Source organism: Micromonospora sp. NPDC005163 (genome assembly GCF_053599835.1).
The window spans coordinates 236,407-256,031 of sequence record NZ_JBSFYP010000003.1; the positions used below are offsets into that span (position 1 = coordinate 236,407).

Here is a 19,625-nt window from a genome sequence, read left to right on the forward strand (position 1 = left end):
CTGCGGTCACCCGCGCCGGATCAGGCCCGGCCCGGCGAGGATGTCGGTCTCGTCATCTTTGACGTCGTGGCCAGCTTCGCAGCGGAGCACCGCGCGGATCGGCTTGCCGCAACCGTGGTGGGTGACGAGGAGGCCGGGGCCGGTTTCGTCGGCGGCCCAGGTGTCACCCCAGTTGCGCAGGGCGGTGACCACCGGCAGCAGTTCACGGCCCTTGGGGGTGAGCTGGTATTCGTGGCGGGTGCGCTGCCCCGGCTCCCGGTAGGGGATCCGTTCGAGCAGGCCGGCGCCGACCAGTTCCTTGAGCCGGGCGGCCATGGCCGGCTCGCCGACCCCGACCCGACGGACGAAGTCGTCGAAACGGCGCGTACCGAGTAATGCCTCCCGCATGATCAACATGGTCGATCTGCTGCCGACGATGTCCATCGCGCGGGCGACCGAGCAGTTCGCCATCGACCAGGAGTCGCGGTCGTCACGTAGATCCGCCATGCCACCAGCGTACGGCCTGACTTGCGCAACCGCTAGTCAGGTGCTTGACTGGGCTCTGGCTTCGCTATGCGCAAGTCAGCCCACGTCAGTCGGCGCTGCCTGACCGGCGCCGTCCGCCTCCCCGCCGTCGCCGTCGACCCCGGCACCCGCGTGGACCGAACCTTAGGACCCCCTGTGACCGACCAGCGCACCACGGCCCCGATCGGATCAGCACGCCCGCCGCACGCGAGCGCACCCGCACCGACCGCCACCGCGCGTCCATCCGTTCGCGGCTCCCGCGCGGTGACCCTGATCGCCATGTGCCTGGGCGCGATGATCACGTTTCTCCAGATCACCGCGACGGTCTCCGCCCTGACCACCATCCAGCGCGACCTGGGCGTCGACCCGACCACCCTGATCTGGATCCCCAGCGCCTACACCCTGGTGGTGGCGAGCCTGGTCCTGTCCGCCGCCACACTGGGCAACCGGTACGGGCGCAGGCGGATGTTCGCCGCTGGCGTCATCGCCATGATCGTTGGTGGCGCCGTCGTCGCCGCGGCCCCCACCGCGGCCTGGGTGATCGCCGGGCAGTTGGTGGCGGGCCTCGGCGGGGCCTTGATCCTGCCGAACAGCCTGGCGATCCTCGGCGCGACCTTCACCGACCCGCACCGACGCACCGAGGTCATCACCGCCTGGTCGGCCGCCTCCGGCATCGGCCTGGCGGTCGGGCCGCTGATCGCCGGCACCCTGCTGCGGCACTTTCACTGGCACAGCGTCTTCCTGTCGACGATCGTGCTGGGTGTGGTCACCCTCGTCGTGGCCGCGATCGGGGTGGCCGAGTCCCGGCAGGGCGCGGGCCGCCTGGACGTGCCGGGTCTGCTGCTCGGCACCATCGCCATCGCCGCCGCCGTCTACGCCATGATCAGGGGCGGGCGGGACGGCTACACCAGCCCGGTCGTGGCGACGACCTGGATCGTCTCCGCCGCCGCGCTGGTCGGGTTCGTGCTGGTCGAGCTGCGTACCAGCGCGCCGATGCTCGACGTACGGCTGTTCCGGTCCGCGTCGTTCAGCGCCGTCATGGTCGTCGCGGCGGTGTCGCTGTTCGGCTTCACCGGTGTGGCGATCCTGCTCGTCCTGTTCCACGAGCGTGCTCAGGCGCTCAGCCCGCTGGACACCGGCTGGCGGATGCTGGTGCTCTTCGGTGTCTACGCGGTCGCCGCCTTCGCCGCCGGGCGTGCGATCCGCCGCACCGGGTTCAAGGCCCCCCTCACCGCCGGTCTCGTCCTCGGTGCCCTGGCCAGCTTCGGTCTGGCCGCCCAGGGCCCGACCACCCCGTTCGACCACCGCTGGCCGCTGCTGGCCCTGTTCGGCGCCGCCAGCGCCCTGGTGGTGGCCCCGGCGACCGCGGCGGCGCTGGCCAGCGTCGCGCCCGCCCAGGCCGGGATGGCCTCCGGTGCGGTCAACGCCGCCCGCCAGGTCGGCTCGGTGCTCGGCTCGTCCCTGCTGGGCACGCTGCTCACCACCACGATGCTGGCCGACCTGCCCGACCGGCTCGCCGCTCACCAGGTGGGCGAGCCGACCCGGACGGCGGTGCGGACGGCGGTGGCCGGCGGCGCCACCGGTGACCCGGCGCTGCCCGAACCGGTCCGGTCCGCGCTCGCCGAGGCACTGACCGCCGGTGTGCAGGCCGGCCTGCGGGTCAACGGCGTCGTCTTCCTCGCGACCGCCGTGCTCGCTCTCGCCCTCGTCCGAAACCGGCCGCACCAGCACTAAGTGGTCTGAGGTGTAAATCCTTCGGGGGTCATGCGGCGGGGTCCAGTACGGCAGGGCCCGCATCCCTGGCCACGGTCTCACACGGGTGATCCAGGGTGTCTGGGGCGAGTAGACGCGGCCCGCGCGCATGATCAATCATGGGGCAATGTCGCTCCGCACGCACGAGGCCGATCTGTTCGAGAGCTCCAGGGGCCGCTTGGAGGCGATCGCCTATCGGCTGCTGGGATCGGCCGGTGATGCGGAGGACGCGGTACAGGATACGTACCTGCGCTGGCATGCGGCGGACCGGGAACGGATCGAGACGCCCGAAGCGTGGCTGACGAAGGTGGTCACCAATCTCTGCCTCAACCAGCTCACCTCGGCGCGGGCCAGGCGGGAGACGTACGTGGGGCAGTGGCTCCCTGAGCCGGTGCTGGACGGAGATCGGATACTCGGCCCCGCCGACACCCTCGAGCAGCGCGAGTCGGTCTCCATGGCGATGCTCACCCTGATGGAGCGGCTGTCCCCCAATGAGCGCGTGGTGTATGTGCTGCGCGAGGCGTTCGGGTACGCGCACCGCGAGATCGCGGAGATTCTGGACATCACCGAGTCGAACTGCCAGCAGATCTACCGGCGTGCCAGGCAGCATCTGGCTGTCGAACGATCCCGCACGGAGATCGATGCGGTCGCCGCCCGGAAGATCGTCGAGGAGTTTCTCGCCGCGGCCCTCAGTGGCGACACCAAGCCGCTGATCCGGCTGCTCGTCGACGACGCGGTCAGCATGGCCGACGGCGGCGGCAAGGTTCATGCCCGCAGGACCCCGGTCATCGGAGCGATGGACATCGCGAAGTACCTGCGTGCTCTGTTCCAGCCGAGCGATGCCAAGCGAGCCCTCGTCGGTGGCACTCCCGCCTTCTACGCCGTCGTCGTCAACGGCGGTCCTGCCGTGCTGGCGGAGGTCGACGAGCAGGTCATCGGCGTGTTCTGCCTCGATGCGACCCCCGACGGTCTGGCGTCGATCCACATCCAGGTCAACCCGGACAAACTTCAGCGCGTCGCGCGCCAGTGGGCGGCCGCTGGACCCCATCGCCCACTGGTGGTCAATTGGTGACCCAGTTCACACTCGTCCCCTGTCAGGGATCGCGCGCCTGTCCGGTTCAGGAGGTGAAAGCAACCAGATAGGAGCGAGCCATGAAGCACCGCATCGTCGTCCTGGGAGCCGGATACGCCGGAGCCAACACCGCCGGGCGCCTCGCCAAGCGGCTGCACCGCGACGACATCGAGATCACCCTGGTCAACGGCGACCCGGAGTTCGTCGAACGGGTACGCATGCACCAGCTCGCGAGCGGGCAAGATCTGCAGCCTCGCCCACTGCGCGACGTCTACGCGGGCACCGGCGTACAGGTCCGGACCGCGCGGGTCGCCGCTGTCGATGTGGAAGGCAAGACCGTCGATCTCGGCGGTGAGACCCTCGTCTATGACACTCTCGTGTACGCCCTGGGCAGCGCCATCACCGATCACGGCGTCCCCGGTGTCGCAGAGCACGCCTACGACGTGGCCGGCAAGCAGGCCGCTCTCCGGCTGCGGGCGCGCCTGAGCGAGGTGAAGCGCGGTGGGACCGTGCTGATCGTGGGCGGCGGCCTGACCAGCATCGAGGCAGCCACCGAGATCGCCGAAGCCCACCCGGACCTTGAGGTCGCGATCGCCGCCCGTGGCCGCGTCGGCGGCTTGCTCAGCGACAAGGCCCAGCGCCACTTGCGCGGCGCCCTGGACCGGCTTGGCATCACGGTCCACGACCATGCCGACATCGCGCGCGTCGAAGCGAACGGCGTGGTCACCGGTGCAGGCAGAAAGATCGAGGCTCAGGTGACCGTGTGGACCGCGGGTTTCACCGTGCACCCGATCGCGGCCGCCACCACCCTTGAGGTGTCCGACAGTGGCCGGATCGTCGTCGACGCCAGTATGCGATCGGTCTCGCACCCCGATGTGTACGCCGTCGGCGACGCCGCGCTCGCCGAAGGAGCGGGCGGCAAGCCACTGCGGATGTCCTGCGCCTCGGCAAACCCGATGGCGTGGCTGGCAGCCGACGTCATCGCCGCGCGCTTGACCGGTCGCAAGGTTCCCGAGACCACGATCGGCTACTCCTTGCAGTGCATCAGCCTCGGACGCCGCGATGGAATCATCCAGCGCGTGACCCCCGAGGATCAGGTCACGCCCACCGTCATCACGGGTCGGACCGCCGCCCGCATCAAGGAGATGATCTGCGCTAGCGCGGCCTGGAGCATCTCCCACCCGACCATGATGATGCCGAGCCGCCGCCGGCACCTCGCGGTCACCGACGCAGTGGAGACCCGACTCCTCGCCCGGTCATGACGAAAGAGCGTTGCCGGCGTGAAGAACTTACGACTGCGGCCACCAAGGCGTGCTTCAGAGAGGTGCCGACTGGGTCGGGATGTGCTCGTAGCGCCTGCGCATGATCTCGCTGGCGGCCGGGCCGGCGGCGAAGACGAAGTCGCCGTCGTCGAGCGGACGACCGGTGATCCGGTCGACGATGACCGGATCGGCTTCCACGCCGGTGTTCCGGTCGACCAGGATCATGCTGCGTTCGCTCGGGTCCAGGCGGGAGTTGCCCCACGCGGCCAGGGCGACCACGACGGGCCGCAGGCTGCGGCCGAGGTCGGTGAGGACGTACTCGTAGCGGTCCGGCCTGGTCTGGTAGCGACGTCGTTCGAGCAGCCCCTGGCCCGTGAGGGTCTTGAGCCGGCTGGTCAGGATGCTGGACGAGACGCCCAGGTTGGCCTGGAACTGGTCGAACCGGGTGTACCCGTCGAAGGCGTCGTGCAGGATCAAGAGTGTCCACCACTCGCCCACGTAGCCCAGCGCGCTGGACAGCGGGCACTCGCGGTCCTCCAAGCGGATCTTTCCTGCCACGGATGTGCCCTCTTTCGAGTCGGTGCTACTGTCGAAGTCAGTAGGTTCTGTTTCAAAAGCAACTATACGGCGTCCCGACGACGCCCGCTTCATGCTGCGCAGACAGGGGTGTCCGATGTCCGAAACGGTGTCCGCACGGGACTCGCTCCAGGGCCGCCGCGCCCTGGTGACCGGCGGCACGAAGGGTGCCGGCGCGGCGATCGCCGCCCGGCTGCGCGAGGTCGGCGCGGACGTGTGGGTCAGTGCCCGCAGTGAGCCCGAGGAGTTCGAGTTCACCGACCGGTTCATCGCCGCCGACACGTCGAGCGTCGACGGCGCGCAGGCGGTGGCCGAACGCCTGCTCGGCGAGGGTGGCGCCGACATCGTCGTGCACGTCGTCGGCGGGTCGCACGCCCCGGCGGGTGGCTTCGCCGCGCTGACCGAGCAGGCCTGGGCCGACGAGTTGAATCTCAACCTCCTCGGCGCGGTACGCCTCGACCGGTGCCTCGTTCCATCCATGATCGAGAAGCGCGCCGGTGCCATCGTGCACCTCTCCTCGATCCAGCGCCGCAAGCCGATGTACGAGGCCACCCTCGGGTACGCGGCCGCCAAGGCGGCGCTGACCGCGTACAGCAAGGGCCTGGCCAACGAGGTGGCGCCGTACGGCGTCCGGGTCAACAGCGTGGCACCCGGCTTCATTCAGACCACCGCCGCCGACGCCCTGGTCGACCGCCTCGCCGCCGGGAACGGCGTCGACCGCGACACCGCCCTCGGGCAGTTGATGGACTCCCTGGGCGGTATCCCGCTGGGCCGCCCGGCACGCCCGGACGAGGTGGCCGACCTGGTGGCCTTCCTGGTCTCCGACCGCGCCTCGTCGATCGTCGGCGCGGAGCACGTGATCGACGGCGGCACCATTCCGACGGTCTGACCCGACCCGACCCGCACCGTCCAGAAGGGACACCGAACAATGACCGCCAACCAGGCGACGCCGGACATCATTCGCCGCTACTTCGAACTCGCCGGCCAGCCGGATTCCGAGGACTACTTCGCCCTGTTCGCGCAGGACGCCGTCGTCGAGGACGAGTCGACCGAGTACCGCGGCATCGAGGCGATCCGTGAGTGGCGCCGCGAGGTGCCGCTGGTGTCGTACGAGATCACCGACGTCGACAGCACTCCCGCCGGCACCATCGTGACCACGACGATCACCGGGGACTTTCCCGGCAGCCCGTTCGCCGGGCTCAGGTACCGCTTCAGCGATCACGACGACAGCGCGATCCGGGTCCTCCGCATCGCACCCTGACGGCCAGCGCCGGATTGTGCGTTTCCACAGGGCGAGGGCGTACGGTGGGCATGTCGCCCGGGATCCCGGTGGCCGGCAGTCGCTGTCGCCACCAGCCCACGAGGGGCGTTAACGATTGTCATCTTCATCGCCGCGAGTGCTGGTCGTGTTGGTTGATCACCGACCACGTCCGGCTGTCGGATCAACCGGTCACCGCACATTCGGGTTCGGCGCGATGGCCGGTGGTGGAGTCCGACCCGTTCACACCGCCGTCCGGCGAGCATGACCGTTGGGGACGGCTCAACCAGGGAGCACCAGATGAAGATCGCCAGGGACCGGATCGTCAACGCACTTCGTGATCGGGGCCAGCAGGCCAGAGCCGACTGGGTCGAGCGCGAGCTCCCGGAGCAGGTTGACCCGGCCAAGCACTCCGGCCTGCTCGCCACCCTGCACCTCGACCCGGCCGACCTGGCCGACGCGCCCTCCCCGTGAGCGGGATTTTGCATTGAGAGTGCACTTGTCTCCGTTTCCGGGACTGTCTAGCTTCAGACCATGCCTGCCTCATGGACATTCGCCGTGGCCCGTGATGACCTCGGCCGGACCACCATCGTCGATGGCGCGACCTCCGCTCTGTCCGACGGTGAGGCGCTGCTCCGGGTGGACCGTGTCGGCCTGACCGCCAACAACGTGACCTACGCGGTGCTCGGTGACTCGATGCGCTACTGGCAGTTCTTCCCGCCGGACGCCCGTGGGCTCGGGTCGCAGTGGGGGCTCCCGCCGCTGTGGGGCTTCGCCGAGGTGATCGCGTCGACGGTTTCGGAGGTCGCGGAGGGGCAGCGGGTCTACGGCTACCTCCCGCCCGCGGGTCACCTCGTGGTGCGGCCACACCGGGTGGACGCGTCCGGGTTCCGTGACGCGAGCACGCACCGGGCCGGGCTGCCCTCGCCGTACAACGCCTACCGGTCGACCACCGGCGACCCGGCGTACCGGCCCGAGCAGGAGGATCTGCTGGTCCTGTTCCGGCCGCTGTTCTTCACCTCCTTCATGCTGGCCGACCAGGTCGTCGACAACGGCTTCCACGGCGCAACCTCGCTGGTGCTGTCGTCGGCGTCCAGCAAGACCGCCTACGCCACGGCGTTCGAACTGCACGGCCGTGGCCCGCGCCTGGTCGGGCTCACCGCACCGGGCAACGTCGCCTTCACACGGTCGCTCGGCTGCTACGACGAGGTCCACTCCTACGACGACATCGGCGTCCTCGACGTGGTTCCGACCGTCTATCTCGATCTGTCCGGAGCGCCATCGACCCGTACCGCTCTGCGACGACACCTCGGTGACCAACTCGTCCGGGACATCGCGGTCGGGCTCACCAACCAGACCCCGAACGCCGACGCGGCCGAGGAGGTGTTCTTCGCGCCGGTCCAGATGCGCAAGCGCAGTCTGGACTGGGGCCGCGAAGGGCTGGACCAACGGTTCAGCGAGGCCTGGCAAGGGTTCACCGCGGTGGTGAGCGGTTGGCTCGACGTCCGGGTCGGCGTGGGGCCGGAAGCCCTGCGGCACGCGTGGCTCGAGGTCCTCGGCGGCCGTACGCCACCACGGGTGGGTCACATCGTCCAGCTCTGAGTGGTGATGTCAGTCGGAACGCCTACGGGATGATCGCGTCGACGTAGCCGCCGTCGACCCGGACCGCGGCGCCGGTCGTCGCGGAGGCGAGGGGAGAGGCGAGGTAGGTGACCATGTTGGCGATCTCCTCGGGCTCGATCAGCCGCTGAAGCAGGGACTGCGGCCGGTGCTGCCGCATGAACTCCCGCTGCGCCTCGTCCCACGGCAGGCTGTCGCCCATGAGGTCGGAGATGAAGCCCTCGACGCCGCCGGTGTGGGTGGGCCCGGCGAGCACGGAGTTGACGGTCACGCCCGTGCCGGCGGCAGCCTTCGCGAACCCGCGTGAGACGCCGAGCAGTGCCGTCTTGGAGACACCGTAGTGGATCATTTCGGCCGGGATCGCGACCGCCGAGTCGCTGGCGATGTACTGCACGCGTCCCCAGCCGCGCTCCATCATCCCGGGCAGGTAGGCCCGGGTCAGTCGGACGCCGGCCAGCACGTTCACCTCGAAGTAGCGACGCCACTCGTCATCCGAGATCTCCAGCGCGGGAGTGGGGCCGAAGATGCCCAGATTGTTGATGAGAATGTCGACGGTCGGCAGCAGGTCGAGGGTCCGGGCGGTGCCCTCGTCGCTGGCCACGTCGGCATCGACCTCGATCACGTCGGCACCGGGGACCTCGCTCCGCAACGCCACCGCCGCCTTCTGGACACTGGCGGCGGTACGGCCGTTGACCGCCACCCGGGCCCCCGCGCGAGCGAGGCCGGCCGCGATGGCCGCGCCGATCCCCTGGGTCGAACCGGTGACCAGCGCGGTCCTGCCGGCGAGATCGATGTGAACCGTCATGGCTGTCCTGTTCGTCGGCGTTTCCCCGGCCACCCCCGGGTCGGGGGACCGCTTCCGGCAACCTCGACCGTAACGGCGCCGGCCGGACCCGGCAGCGTGAGTGGTGCTGTCAGGAGGGTCTCGTCGCCTACCGCCCGCCGGATCGGCGCTGGATCCTGCCGCCGAGGCTGGCCCCGGCCGGCCCAGAAAATCTATGCCGGAACAGGTCCGGGCGCGGTCGTCGGACAGGTGGCCGCGCAGCCCGGCCAACGATTGGGTGATCAGCCCGGAGGCGTGCAGTCGCGAGATGCCGACCTGGGCCTGGGCCAGGCTGCCGTGGAAGCGCGGCTCAGGATCCTGCGCCCGGTTTCCGGCAGCGTGGCGAGGGCAGGATGCTCGTGAGTGGGGAGCCCGTGGTGGGGCAGATGGAGTGGAGCCTCAAATCAGTCGCGCTGCTCCGGGTTGTCGCCCGCCGTCGCAGTAGGCCGGGCCGGCTTCACCGCGAACGGATGGCGTAGGCGCCGCATGGCCTCCTCGCTGCCGTCGACGGTCACGCCCGAGCTGTCCAGCCCGTCGGCGGCCGCGTTGGCGAGAAACAACACGGGTCGATCAGTTCCGTTCGATGTCATGCACGGGTCCTTTGTTCAACAAGGAGTGAGTCTGGGCCGTCGGCAACTCCTGCCGCACAACCTCGTGACAAACGCGGCGCTCGCACTGGCGCCAGAGCGCGGTGTCTGGATCCCGGGGAAGGCCCGGCGACACCAATACACCGCACCATACCCGGCATCGCCGTTCGTCATGCGCCAGCGCATGACCTCAGTGCGCGAGCACCCTCCGCTGCCGACCGAGTCGGCGGTCAGGCCGGGGTCGGGTGGTCCGACTCGAACCGCGCGCGCGTGAGGAAAGCGAGCTGGGCGCGCTTGTCCGGCATCTCGATCTCGGCCCCGAAGGTGAAGCCCTCGACCTCCAGTCGGCGTAGCGCGAGGTGGTTGCGCACGTCCGGCTCGACGACGATCCGCTGGGCGGCCGGGTCGCGGAACAGGAAGCGCGCGAGGGCGGGACCGGCGGCGGCGGTGAGGCCCTGGGCGAGGCGCCGGTCGGGGCTGAGCAGCAGGTGCATCCCGACGTCGCCGGGCTGGACGGGGTAGCGCTCGCCGACCGGGTCCGCCTCGGGCTGGTAGGTCTGGAAGAGGCCGACCGGCTCCTCGTCGATCATGATCAGGTACGCGTGGTGCGTCGGCAGGCTGTCGACGAAGGCGTAGATCTCGCGTACCTGCTCCAGCGTGTGGGACCCCATGCCCCAGAAGGAGTTGCGGGGGCGGGTGACCCAGACGTGCAGGAGTTCGGCGTGCCGGTCGGGGTCGACGGTCACCAGCGACAACTCGCCGAGGCCGGGGATCTTCTCCTGGTATGTCATGTCGCGCTGTCCTTTGCTGAGGGGCGGTGAGGTGGGCCGTGACCGGGCGAGTGCGTCGATGCCCGTCCGCCCACAACTGGCGCTCGTCGCGGTCGGCGTGGCTCATTCAGGCACTGCGCCGAAGCGAGGGGGACACGTGTTCCGTCCGGTGTCAGGTTAGGTTACCCTCCCCTAACGAAGGCTCACCTTACCTGGAGGGGTGCGTGAAACGGAACTGGGAGGCCCTGGTCCTCAAAGCCATGGGAGGCCGGGACTTTCGGTTGACCGTGCTGGGCGCCGAATCGATCGACGGGCACTACCAGCGGCTGCTCCTGGACGGCGGCGGCCTGCTGGAGGCGTGCGGGGTCCACCCCACGATGTGGGTCCGGCTGTGGTTCGACAATGACGGCCGCGCACACCAGCGCGCGTACACGCTGGTGGACCCCGACCCGGCGACGGGCCGGTTCAGCCTCGAATTCGCCATCCACGACGGTTGCGCCGCACGCTGGGCCACCACGGCACGGGTCGGCGACACCATCGGCGCCACCGTCCAGGGCAGCGCGTTCCAGCTGCCAGACCCCGCACCCGGGCACCTCTACCTCGTTGGCGACGCGGCCTCCCTGCCGGCGGTGAACAGCCTGCTCGACGCCGGCGCCGGCCTCCCGGCGACGGTCTGGCTGGAGTACGCCCACGAGGGCGAGAAGGCGCTCACGCCACGGGCCCGGGCGCACCACGACGTCACCTGGGTGCCTCGGCGCGACGCCGGGCAGCACCTGGTCGACACGGTCTGCGCCGCCCTGCCCGCCAGCGACGCGGCCCACTACTGGGTGGCCTGCGAGGCGGCCAGCACCCGCACCATCGTCCGGCACGTCCGGCGCACCCTGAGCGTCGACAAGGGTCAGCTGACGTCTCTCGCGTACTGGAAAGCCGCATGACGGGTCGCCTCGGCACCCTGACCGCGCTGTACGTCACGCAGTATCTCGGCATCGGCTTCATCACCGTCGGGCTGACCGCCATCCTGCGGGACGGCGGCACCTCACTGGACACCCTGGCCCTGCTGCAGATCGTCGGTCTGATCTGGCCCGTCAAGTTCCTCTGGGCGCCGATCCTCGACCGGTACGGCTCCCGTCGCCGTGGCCACTACCGATCCTGGCTGCTCGTGCTCCAGAGCGCCCTGGTCATCGCCCTGCTGGCGCTGCTGCCGTTCTCCCGCCCGGCAGACGCGCTCGGCCCGGTCATCGCCATCTGCGCGCTGTACGTCCTCTTCTCCGCCACGCAGGACATCGCCGTGGACGCGGTCGCCGTGCGGATGCTCACCGAGTCGGCCCGTGGGACCGGCAACGGCATCCAGGTGGCGGCGAGCTACCTCGGCAACCTGCTCGGCGGCGGCGCCTGCGTGGTGGTCTACGACCGGTTCGGCTGGGTGCCGGCGATCAGCTTGCTGGCCGCGCTGACAGCCGTCGGCCTGCTGGTGGTGTGGCGGTTCCGTGAGCCGGCCCGTACCGACCGGGTGGCCGGGGTCGGCACGGCCTACCGGGCGCTGCTGTCGGTGTTCGGCCAGCCGGGGTGCCGGTGGTGGACGTTCGGCGTGGTGCCCCTGGTCTACGTCGGCGCCGGCATGGCGTACGCCCTCGTGACGCCGGCCCTGGTCGACGCGGGATGGTCGTTGGGCCGGATCGGCGTGGTGACGGGTGTGGTGATCAGCGCGCCGGCCATCGTGGCCGGTCTGCTCGCGGGCCTCGGCATCGGTCGGTTCGGGCGCGGCGGTGTGCTGGTGGTCGGGGGACTGGCCCTGGTGGTGTCGACGATGATGCTGCTGCCGTTGATGAACGGCCGCGCGCCGCTGGCCGGGACGGTCGTCGCGCTCTGCTGTTTCATGGTCGCCTACACGATCGCCAACGTCGTGCTCTACACGGTCAACATGGACTACTCCCGGCCGGGCACCGGCGGCACCGACTTCACCGTGCTGTCGTCGTTCGGGCTGGTCTGCTCGTTCGTGGCCGCCTCCGTCGGCCTCGCGGCGGCCGATCGGGTCGGCTATCCGGCCGTCGCGGTCGCCGCCATCCTGCTGGTGGTCGCCGGGGTCGCCCTGGGCCTCGCGCACCAGCGACGGTTCCCCCGCGCGCCCCTCCCCGGGTCGGCCACGGAGCCCACACCGGACGCTGTGAAGGCAGTGGCGTGACATCAGGTGGCGGACACGGGGCGGCTGTGGACGCGCCGACCGCCGGTCGGACGGCGGTTCGGTCAGCCACCCTGACCACCGCGTCGGCCCGGCTGCCCCACCGGTGGCTCATCCTGGCCGTGCTCTGTGCCGCCCAGCTCGTCGTGGTGCTGGACAACACGGTGCTGACCGTGGCGGTGCCGGTGCTCACCACCGAGCTGGGCGCCAGCACCGCCGACGTGCAATGGATGATCAACGCGTACGCGCTGGTTCTGTCGGGTCTGCTGCTCACCGCCGGCAGCGCCGCCGATCGGTACGGGCGCCGTCGGATGCTGCTCGCCGGGCTGGTCCTGTTCGGGCTCGGCTCGCTGGCCGCCGGCCTCGCCAGCACCAGCGGGCAGCTGATCGCCGCGCGGGCCGGGATGGGCATCGGTGGTGCGTTGCTGGTCACCGCCACCCTCGCGGTCGCGATGCAGGTGTTCGACGGTGCCGAACGTTCCCGGGCCATCGGCATCTGGGCTGCCACCAGCGCGTTGGGCTTCGCTGTCGGACCACCGATCGGTGGCACCATCCTCGCCCACCTGCCGTGGGGCGCCATCTTCCTGATGAACGTCCCCGTCGTGCTGGTCTGCCTGGTGGTCGGCCGTGCGCTGATACCCGAGTCCCGGAATGCGGCCGGTGGCCGCCTCGACGTGGTCGGCGCGGTGCTCTCCACCGCCGGGCTGACCGCCGTCGTCTGGTCGATCATCTCCGGGCCGGAGCGGGGTTGGGTGTCGGCCGGGGTGCTCGGCACGGCGGCCGTCGGTGTACTCCTGCTCGGGCTCTTCGTCCACTGGGAGCGGCGGACCACCGACCCCATGCTGGACATGCACTTCTTCCGGGACCGGCGTTTCGTCGGAGCGATCTCCGGCGTCGTCCTGATCACGTTCGGGGCCACCGGCGCGCTGTTCCTGCTCACCCAGCACCTGCAGTTCGTCCGCGGCTACCCGGCCTGGGAGGCCGGCCTGCGGATGGCGCCCTTCGCCCTGTCCATTGTGCTGCTGAACGTCAGCGGCGTCGCCGCGGCCCTGATCGGTCGGCTCGGGTTGGCGGCTGCCATCGCCGTGGGCATGACGCTGCTCGCGGGTGGTCTCGCGGTGGTCACCCTGCTCCCCTCCGACGGCTACGGAGTGCTGCTGGGTGGGCTGCTCGTCATGGGTGTCGGCTGCGCTCTGGCCAATCCGGCGATCGTCGAGGCGGTGATGAGCGCGATCCCGGCGGAGAAGGCCGGCGCCGGCGCGGGGGTCGACGGCACCATGACCGAGGTCGGCGGCAGCCTCGGCATCGCCGTGCTGGGCGCCGTGCTGAACGCCCGGTTCGCCGCCCTGCTGCCGGCCACCCTGGCCGGTGCCGGATCGTTCCCGGCGGCTCTCGCCGCGGCCCGTGAAGGGCCGGAACGGGAGGCGGTCACCGTCGCCTTCGCCTCGGCGCTGGAGACCGGGCAGACGGTGGGCGCCGTCGCAGTCCTGGTCGGTGGCCTGGTGGCCGCCGGGCTGCTGCACCGGGCGCACCGGTCGGAGTCTGAGCCCGTCGGGGGGTAGGCAGCAGAGCCACCCAGACCGCGCATACCTCCACAATAAGGATAGGCTAGCCTAATGACGGCGATAGTCCTAGTCGACGGAGGCGGTATGCGGCTCTACATCACCGCGCTCAACCCCACCGACGCCGTCCTGGAGGGCTTCCTCCCGGCGGCGGCATCGCTCGGTCTGCCGGTCACCGTGCTGACCGATCGACCCGGGGAGTGGCCGGCCGGCTCGCCGGTGGCGCGGTGTGCGATCCGGGACGCGGCAGCGGTGGTCGCGGCGACAGCACCCGACCGACCGGTGGCGCTGTTGTCCAACAGCGACCACCTTCAGGAGGTGACCGCCGTCGCCGCCCGCAAGCTCGGTCTTCCCGGCAAGGATCCCGACGCGGCACGTCTCTGCAAGGACAAGGCTGCGGCCCGCGGGGCGATTGAGGCGGCCGGGCTCGACCTGGTCCGCTCCGTCGCCGTCGGCCCCGGTGTCCCGCCCGCCGTGTCGGAGGAGATGTTCCCGGCGGTGGTCAAACCCCGCGAGGGGGTGGCCAGCGAGGATGCCTACCTCGTGGCCGACCACCGGGAGCTGGGCGCCCGGGTCGCCGAGATCCGCGGCCGGCGGCCGGACGTCGCCCTGGTGGTCGAGGAGTACCTCGCGGGAGAGCTGCGGACCTACGACACCCTCGGCGACGGTACGGCGCTGGCCGACCTCGGCGGGTGGCGCACCCACCTCGGGCCGCCGCCTACCTTCACCGAGGAGAGCCTCGACTGGTCACCCCCGGCGCAGCCGACCAGCACCCAGCTTCGAGCGCGGCTCGACGCGCTCGGGGTCGGCCTCGGCGCCTGCCACACCGAGTACGTGGTCCAGGACGGCCGGGTCCGCCTCATCGAGGTCAACTACCGCCTCATCGGTGATCGGATGGACCTGATCCTCGCCGAATTGCTCGGCGTGCCGCTGTTCGAGTACGTCATCCGGCTGCACCTCGGCGAACCGCTGGCCGCCCTCGACCTGCCCGCCACCGTCGACCGGTACGCCCGGGTCGAGTACGTCTGCGCGGACCGGACGGGCCGGCTCGCCGCCGCACCCGGCCGGCTGGACACGACCCGGGGCGACGTCCGGCTGAGCTGCCGACCCCTACGCGAGGTGGGCCGCACCGCCGCCCGCACCGGCACCAACCGCGACTACCTCGCTGTGCTGCACGCGATCGGCCCCGACCAGGACAGCGTCCGAGCGTCCCTGGCCACCTTCCGCCGCGACCTCCAGTGGACGATTGTCGAGTGAGCGACGACTGCGAGCGGGAGGTGTTCCTCCGGGTGCTCGACGCGCTGCTGCGCGAGGACCACCTCGGCCTGCTCAGCGGAGGCAGACTGGCGGCTCCCGACTGGTGGGAGGTCCCGCACGACGCCGGGATGCTCCGGATTCCGGTTCGCGCGGACGGCTTCCAGCAGGTCCTGCGCAGCGCCGCACCGGTGGTGCACGTCGTCATCGACGGGGACACCCGGCGGACGGACACACTGGACGGTCTGCTGACGTTGCTCGCTCCGCACGGGGACGTCGAGGCCGAGGCGGGCTGGCGGGACTTCGGTGCCGAGTGCCGAGGCGACCTGCGGGCCCGGCGGCTCGCCGCCCGTGCCCGGCCACGCGTGCTCGCCGACGTGGCGGCCCAGCGTGCGATCACCCCGACCGGCATGGCGGCGGCGCTCCTGGACGACGTGCTCGCCGCGCACCACGGTCATCCGGTCTACCCCACCGATCGGTGCCGGCACGGACTCGACGACGACGACCTTCTCCGGTACGCGCCTGAGCACGCGCCGCGCTTCCCCCTGCGCTGGTACGCCGTTCCCGTCGAGGACGTGACCAGCACCGGCGACCTTCCGTCTTGGTGGCCGTCGGCTCCCCGCCCGGATCAGGTGCTGATGCCGGCGCATCCGCTCACCGCGGCACGCGACGCGATACCGACGGCGGACCTGCCGATGATCTCCGCGCGGCCCACCCTCTCCATGCGGACCGTCGCGCTCGACCACGACCCGTACCTGCACCTGAAGGTGCCGCTGCCGACCGCGAGCCTCGGGGCCCGCAACCGGCGGACACTGCACCCGGGCTCGCTGGTCGACGGTGCGACGGTTGCCGGGCTGCTCGACCGGATCGCCACTGCGGAACCGGCCTTCGCCGGCCGGATCCGTCATGCCGACGAGAGCACCTACGCGTACGTCGACGGCGACGAACGTCGCGGTTTCCTGCTGCGCCGGTATCCGCGCGATCTGGATGGGGTGCAGGTGGTGCCGGTCGCCGCCCTCGCCGCACCCGATCCGGTCGCGGGCACCGTCCTCGAACGGGTCAGCCGCGGACGGCCCGAGACGCTGCTCGACTCCTACCTGGATCTGCTGCTCGACTGGCACGTCTGCCTCTGGCTACGGCACGGGGTGGCCCTCGAGGCGCACCCGCAGAACATCCACCTGCTGGTGCACCCGGACGGGTCGGTCGGCCTGCTCTACAAGGACAACGACGGCGCCCGACTGGACCTCCGGCATGGTGGCCCGGCGGGGCTCCCGCTGCGGGACGAGCGGATGTGGGCACGCGACCCGCAGGAGTTGGCCGACGTGTTCATCACCATCACCCTGCACCTGGCCGCGGCGGCGCCCTTGATCGCCCTGGCCGACAGAGGGCTGCCGGTGCCCGCACCGGCCGCCGCGCTCGCGCCCCGGCTGGCGGCGGCGCGGGACCGTTGGGGCGACGGGCCGGCGGTGCGATCCTTCACCGAGCGGGTCCTGCGGGCCGCCCACCTACCCATCAAGGCGATGCTCACCGCCGGCACCCTGCTGCCCAAGCAGCGGCTCGGCTGCTCTGACGTCAACAAGTACTACCGGCGCACCGGCCCGAACTACCTCCGGGAGACACGATGACGAGCGCACAGCTGCGCTCCCGGCCCGGCGTCGGCGCCAGCCACCTCGCCGACCTGGCCGCGGCCCACACCGTCTTCGGCTGCCTGCTGCGCGAGATCGCCCTGCCCGACGGCGACGCCACCGTGGTCGGCGGGGCCGCCCGCCTGCTGCTGCGGCACCTCGGCGTGACACTGCGCTGCGCCGTCGTGCGAACCTCGCCGCTCGGCGCGCACCGGTACGTCGGGCCGGTGCAGCGGAACACCGACGACGGCCGGTGGGAGGACCTGGACGCTGCCGGCCTGGCCGCCCTGGTCGCGGCGGAACTCGCCGCTCGTACCGGCCAGGTGAACGACGAGTTCCTCGGGCAGGTCCAGGCCAGCCGGGACACGGTGGCCCGGCTGCTCGCCGAGCGTCCGGCGCAGGATCCCACCCCCACCGGCGAGCCGGCGATCGACGCGTACGTCGATTCCGAACAGTCGCTGATCTTCGGCCACCCCCACCACCCCACGCCGAAGTGGCGCAGCGGTGATCCGGACAGCTGGCGGGCCTACGCGCCGGAGCTGCGCACCGCGTTCCGGCTGCACTGGCTCGCCGTACCGGACGACCTCGTCGCCGGCGCCGGGCCCTTCGACCCGCTGATCACCGCCCTCGACCCGCCGCGGCCCCCGGCCGGGCACCGGGTGCTGCCGGTGCACCCCTGGCAGCTGTCGCTGATTCCGCCAGCGGACCCGCGGCTTCGCCACCTCGGCGCGGCCGGTGTTCCGGTGCGACCGACAGCGAGCGTCCGCACCCTCTACGCCCCCGACGCCGATCTGTTCGTCAAGACCAGCCTGCACGTACGGATCACCAACTGCCTGCGCAAGAACGCACGGTACGAACTCACCGGCGCGGTCGCCCTGACCGAGCTGCTGGCCCGGGTGCCGATGCCGGCCGGGGTCGGGGTGCTCGCCGAGCCCGCCTACCGCACGGTCGGCGTCCCGGGCGCGGACGAGGCGTACGGGACGATCCTGCGCACCGGCCTGCGTCCGCACCTGCGACCCGGGGACACCCCGGTGCTGGCGGCGGCGCTGGCCGCCACGCCGCTGGCGGTACCGGATCCGGTGCCCTGGTGGCGCGCGTACATCGGGCTGCTGGTGCCGGCGGTGCTGCGCTGCTGGCTCAGCCACGGCGTCGTGCATGAGGCGCATCTGCAGAACGTGGTCGTGGTCCTCGACCGGGAGCGTCACCCGGTGCGGATGCTGCTGCGGGACCTGGAGGGGGTGAAGCTGGACACCGACCGGTGGGCCAGCTGGCCGGACGGCGTCCCGCCGCAGGTCGGCTACGGTCCGCGGGACGCCCGCCGCCGGATTGTCTACTGCCTGTTCGTCAACCACCTGGGCGGGGTCTGCGGCGCTCTCGCCGACGGGCGACCGGGGATCGAGCCGCGGCTGTGGCAGGAGCTCCGTACGGTCGTCGAGGCGGTGTCGGCCGACCTCGGCGATCCGCCCGAGCTGCGTGTGCTGTTGAGTGGGGAGCCGCTGGTGGCCAAGGCGAACCTGCTGGTCCGGTGGCGACGCGACGCCGACCGTGCCGCCCCGTTCGTGCGGGTGCCGAATCCGATGGGCGGGCCACGGTGACCCGACCGGTCTACGTTCACGACCTCGACGGGCTGGCCGCGCATGCCCGGTCCGTCCGCGCGGCGCTGCCGCAGGGGATCGAGCTGCTGTACGCGGTCAAGGCGAACCCGGACCCGGGGGTGCTGCGGACCCTCGCCCCGGTCGTCGACGGGTTCGAGGCCGCCAGCCGTGGCGAGCTGCGCAGGCTGGCCGAGGTGCTGCCGGGCCGGGCGCCGGGCGCGTACGCCGGGCCCGGCAAGACCGACGAGGATCTTGCCGCGGCCCTCGCCGCCGGAGTGCACCGCATCCACGTCGAGTCGCCGGCCGAGCTGCGGCGTATCGGCGCGCTGGCCGCCGCCTCGGGCCGGTCGGCCCAGGTGCTGCTGCGGGTGAACCTGCCGGTGGCCGCGCCCGGCGCGAGCCTGATCATGGGCGGTGGGCCCAGCCCGTTCGGCATGGATCCGGCCGACGCGGTGGAGTGTGCCCGCCGGCCGCCCGCCGGCGTCGAGGTGCGCGGAATCCACGCCCACCTGGCCAGCGGACTGGACGCCCCGCTCGCCGGCGCGGTCGCCGCCGCCGTGGTCCGCTGGTCCGTCGCCGAGGTCGGTGCCGCCGAGGTCGATGTCGGGGGAGGAATGGCCGTCGACTACGGCGACCCGACGGCGCGATTCGACTGGGTGAGCTACGGCCGCGCCCTGGCCGACGTCCTCGACGCGTACCCCGGCCTGCGGCTGCGCATCGAGCCGGGCCGGTCGGTCACCGCCTACTGCGGGGCGTACCTCACCGAGGTGGTCGACGTGAAGCGCTCCTACGGCGAGTGGTTCGTGGTGGTGGCGGGCGGCACCCATCACCTGCGTACACCCGCGGCGAAGGGCCACCCGCAACCGTTCAGCGTGCACCGGCGGCGCGGTGCCGACGGCCCGCGCACGGACGGCGGCCCGGTCACCGTGGTCGGGCAGCTCTGCACCCCGAAGGACGTGCTGTCCCGCTCGGCCACCGCGGGGCCGATCGGCGTGGGGGACGTGCTGGCCTTCGCCATGGCCGGCGCGTACGCCTGGAACATCAGCCACCGCGACTTCCTGCTGCACGAGCCGCCGCTGTTCCGGACCGGTGATCCGGATGAGCTCGCCGCCGACTGGGCGGCCCGGCCGTTGCGTCCGTGACCCACGATGCCGGTGGGCCGTCGGGGCGGATCGCGCCCAGACGG

General features: G+C 71.5%; 19 protein-coding genes. 14 read left to right on the top strand and 5 right to left on the bottom strand.

Features of this window, described 5'->3' with window-relative positions; genetic code table 11:
• Window positions 1–6 precede the first annotated feature (6 nt).
• A complete protein-coding gene (locus ACWD6N_RS04530) occupies window positions 7–486 on the bottom strand; it encodes a winged helix-turn-helix transcriptional regulator (protein ID WP_354964500.1) in 480 nt (159 codons plus the stop codon).
• A gap of 174 nt (window positions 487–660) precedes the next feature.
• On the opposite strand from ACWD6N_RS04530, the gene ACWD6N_RS04535 reads away from it, so the two are divergent.
• The 3 genes from ACWD6N_RS04535 to ACWD6N_RS04545 all read left to right on the top strand — a co-directional run bounded on the left by ACWD6N_RS04535 (window position 661) and on the right by ACWD6N_RS04545 (window position 4,590).
• Window positions 661–2,238 (top strand): MFS transporter, encoded by a 1,578-nt coding sequence (locus tag ACWD6N_RS04535; RefSeq protein ID WP_449935859.1) that lies wholly within the window; start codon window positions 661–663, stop codon window positions 2,236–2,238.
• A gap of 145 nt (window positions 2,239–2,383) precedes the next feature.
• Window positions 2,384–3,328, top strand: coding sequence for an RNA polymerase sigma-70 factor (locus tag ACWD6N_RS04540; RefSeq protein ID WP_449935857.1), 945 nt, complete (start codon window positions 2,384–2,386; stop codon window positions 3,326–3,328).
• An 80-nt stretch (window positions 3,329–3,408) separates the two neighbouring features.
• Window positions 3,409–4,590 (top strand): NAD(P)/FAD-dependent oxidoreductase, encoded by a 1,182-nt coding sequence (locus ACWD6N_RS04545; RefSeq protein ID WP_450004491.1) that lies wholly within the window; start codon window positions 3,409–3,411, stop codon window positions 4,588–4,590.
• 54 nt (window positions 4,591–4,644) lie between these two features.
• Here ACWD6N_RS04545 and ACWD6N_RS04550 read toward each other — a convergent pair whose 3' ends face one another.
• Window positions 4,645–5,148 carry a winged helix-turn-helix transcriptional regulator gene (locus ACWD6N_RS04550; RefSeq protein ID WP_387323021.1) on the bottom strand — a complete coding sequence of 168 codons (504 nt, stop codon included), beginning with the start codon at window positions 5,146–5,148 and terminating at the stop codon, window positions 4,645–4,647.
• A 115-nt stretch (window positions 5,149–5,263) separates the two neighbouring features.
• Here ACWD6N_RS04550 and ACWD6N_RS04555 point away from each other — a divergent pair, with 115 nt between their 5' ends.
• The 4 genes from ACWD6N_RS04555 (at window position 5,264) to ACWD6N_RS04570 (ending at window position 8,026) form a co-directional block, all read left to right on the top strand.
• Window positions 5,264–6,055, top strand: coding sequence for an SDR family oxidoreductase (locus ACWD6N_RS04555; RefSeq protein WP_450004492.1), 792 nt, complete (start codon window positions 5,264–5,266; stop codon window positions 6,053–6,055).
• Window positions 6,056–6,094: 39 nt separating this feature from the next.
• On the top strand, window positions 6,095–6,427 hold the full coding sequence (locus tag ACWD6N_RS04560; RefSeq protein WP_450004493.1) for a nuclear transport factor 2 family protein: 333 nt from the start codon (window positions 6,095–6,097) through the stop codon (window positions 6,425–6,427).
• Between the two features lie 297 nt (window positions 6,428–6,724).
• Window positions 6,725–6,898: a hypothetical protein gene (locus tag ACWD6N_RS04565; RefSeq protein ID WP_354964507.1), complete on the top strand. Its 174-nt coding sequence runs from the start codon at window positions 6,725–6,727 to the stop codon at window positions 6,896–6,898.
• 60 nt (window positions 6,899–6,958) lie between these two features.
• On the top strand, window positions 6,959–8,026 hold the full coding sequence (locus ACWD6N_RS04570; RefSeq protein WP_450004494.1) for a DUF2855 family protein: 1,068 nt from the start codon (window positions 6,959–6,961) through the stop codon (window positions 8,024–8,026).
• Window positions 8,027–8,048: 22 nt separating this feature from the next.
• Here ACWD6N_RS04570 and ACWD6N_RS04575 read toward each other — a convergent pair whose 3' ends face one another.
• The 3 genes from ACWD6N_RS04575 to ACWD6N_RS04585 form a co-directional block, all read right to left on the bottom strand.
• Window positions 8,049–8,849: an SDR family NAD(P)-dependent oxidoreductase gene (locus tag ACWD6N_RS04575; protein WP_450004495.1), complete on the bottom strand. Its 801-nt coding sequence runs from the start codon at window positions 8,847–8,849 to the stop codon at window positions 8,049–8,051.
• A gap of 422 nt (window positions 8,850–9,271) precedes the next feature.
• Window positions 9,272–9,457, bottom strand: a complete 186-nt coding sequence (locus ACWD6N_RS04580; RefSeq protein ID WP_450004496.1) for a hypothetical protein — start codon at window positions 9,455–9,457, stop codon at window positions 9,272–9,274.
• A gap of 227 nt (window positions 9,458–9,684) precedes the next feature.
• On the bottom strand, window positions 9,685–10,245 hold the full coding sequence (locus tag ACWD6N_RS04585; protein ID WP_387323032.1) for a GNAT family N-acetyltransferase: 561 nt from the start codon (window positions 10,243–10,245) through the stop codon (window positions 9,685–9,687).
• 203 nt (window positions 10,246–10,448) lie between these two features.
• On the opposite strand from ACWD6N_RS04585, the gene ACWD6N_RS04590 reads away from it, so the two are divergent.
• From ACWD6N_RS04590 to ACWD6N_RS04620, 7 genes are all read left to right on the top strand, one after another.
• On the top strand, window positions 10,449–11,159 hold the full coding sequence (locus ACWD6N_RS04590) for a siderophore-interacting protein (protein WP_450004497.1): 711 nt from the start codon (window positions 10,449–10,451) through the stop codon (window positions 11,157–11,159).
• The gene (locus ACWD6N_RS04595; protein WP_450004498.1) at window positions 11,156–12,406 is read left to right on the top strand and encodes an MFS transporter; all 1,251 of its coding nucleotides are present in this window, start codon (window positions 11,156–11,158) and stop codon (window positions 12,404–12,406) included. The genes ACWD6N_RS04590 and ACWD6N_RS04595 overlap by 4 nt, the downstream gene beginning before the upstream one ends.
• Before the next feature lie 71 nt (window positions 12,407–12,477).
• The gene (locus ACWD6N_RS04600; RefSeq protein WP_450004516.1) at window positions 12,478–13,965 is read left to right on the top strand and encodes an MFS transporter; all 1,488 of its coding nucleotides are present in this window, start codon (window positions 12,478–12,480) and stop codon (window positions 13,963–13,965) included.
• Between the two features lie 87 nt (window positions 13,966–14,052).
• The gene (locus tag ACWD6N_RS04605) at window positions 14,053–15,222 is read left to right on the top strand and encodes an ATP-grasp domain-containing protein (RefSeq protein ID WP_450004499.1); all 1,170 of its coding nucleotides are present in this window, start codon (window positions 14,053–14,055) and stop codon (window positions 15,220–15,222) included.
• A complete protein-coding gene (locus ACWD6N_RS04610; RefSeq protein WP_450004500.1) occupies window positions 15,219–16,844 on the top strand; it encodes an IucA/IucC family protein in 1,626 nt (541 codons plus the stop codon). Before ACWD6N_RS04605 ends, ACWD6N_RS04610 begins: the two co-directional genes overlap by 4 nt.
• Entirely contained in the window at window positions 16,841–18,439 is a 1,599-nt protein-coding gene (locus ACWD6N_RS04615; RefSeq protein WP_450004501.1) for an IucA/IucC family protein, read from the top strand. Before ACWD6N_RS04610 ends, ACWD6N_RS04615 begins: the two co-directional genes overlap by 4 nt.
• Window positions 18,436–19,581 (top strand): alanine racemase, encoded by a 1,146-nt coding sequence (locus tag ACWD6N_RS04620; RefSeq protein WP_450004502.1) that lies wholly within the window; start codon window positions 18,436–18,438, stop codon window positions 19,579–19,581. The genes ACWD6N_RS04615 and ACWD6N_RS04620 overlap by 4 nt, the downstream gene beginning before the upstream one ends.
• The last annotated feature ends 44 nt before the right edge of the window (window positions 19,582–19,625 follow it).

What these genes read in the sequence shown, in the direction of transcription:
- ACWD6N_RS04530 (WP_354964500.1), bottom strand. Translation starts at nt 486, where the DNA reads ATGGCGGATCTACGTGACGACCGCGACTCCTGGTCGATGGCGAACTGC.
- ACWD6N_RS04540 (WP_449935857.1), top strand. Translation starts at nt 2,384, where the DNA reads ATGTCGCTCCGCACGCACGAGGCCGATCTGTTCGAGAGCTCCAGGGGC.
- ACWD6N_RS04545 (WP_450004491.1), top strand. Translation starts at nt 3,409, where the DNA reads ATGAAGCACCGCATCGTCGTCCTGGGAGCCGGATACGCCGGAGCCAAC.
- ACWD6N_RS04555 (WP_450004492.1), top strand. Translation starts at nt 5,264, where the DNA reads ATGTCCGAAACGGTGTCCGCACGGGACTCGCTCCAGGGCCGCCGCGCC.
- ACWD6N_RS04560 (WP_450004493.1), top strand. Translation starts at nt 6,095, where the DNA reads ATGACCGCCAACCAGGCGACGCCGGACATCATTCGCCGCTACTTCGAA.
- ACWD6N_RS04565 (WP_354964507.1), top strand. Translation starts at nt 6,725, where the DNA reads ATGAAGATCGCCAGGGACCGGATCGTCAACGCACTTCGTGATCGGGGC.
- ACWD6N_RS04570 (WP_450004494.1), top strand. Translation starts at nt 6,959, where the DNA reads ATGCCTGCCTCATGGACATTCGCCGTGGCCCGTGATGACCTCGGCCGG.
- ACWD6N_RS04575 (WP_450004495.1), bottom strand. Translation starts at nt 8,849, where the DNA reads ATGACGGTTCACATCGATCTCGCCGGCAGGACCGCGCTGGTCACCGGT.
- ACWD6N_RS04580 (WP_450004496.1), bottom strand. Translation starts at nt 9,457, where the DNA reads ATGACATCGAACGGAACTGATCGACCCGTGTTGTTTCTCGCCAACGCG.
- ACWD6N_RS04585 (WP_387323032.1), bottom strand. Translation starts at nt 10,245, where the DNA reads ATGACATACCAGGAGAAGATCCCCGGCCTCGGCGAGTTGTCGCTGGTG.
- ACWD6N_RS04595 (WP_450004498.1), top strand. Translation starts at nt 11,156, where the DNA reads ATGACGGGTCGCCTCGGCACCCTGACCGCGCTGTACGTCACGCAGTAT.
- ACWD6N_RS04605 (WP_450004499.1), top strand. Translation starts at nt 14,053, where the DNA reads ATGCGGCTCTACATCACCGCGCTCAACCCCACCGACGCCGTCCTGGAG.
- ACWD6N_RS04615 (WP_450004501.1), top strand. Translation starts at nt 16,841, where the DNA reads ATGACGAGCGCACAGCTGCGCTCCCGGCCCGGCGTCGGCGCCAGCCAC.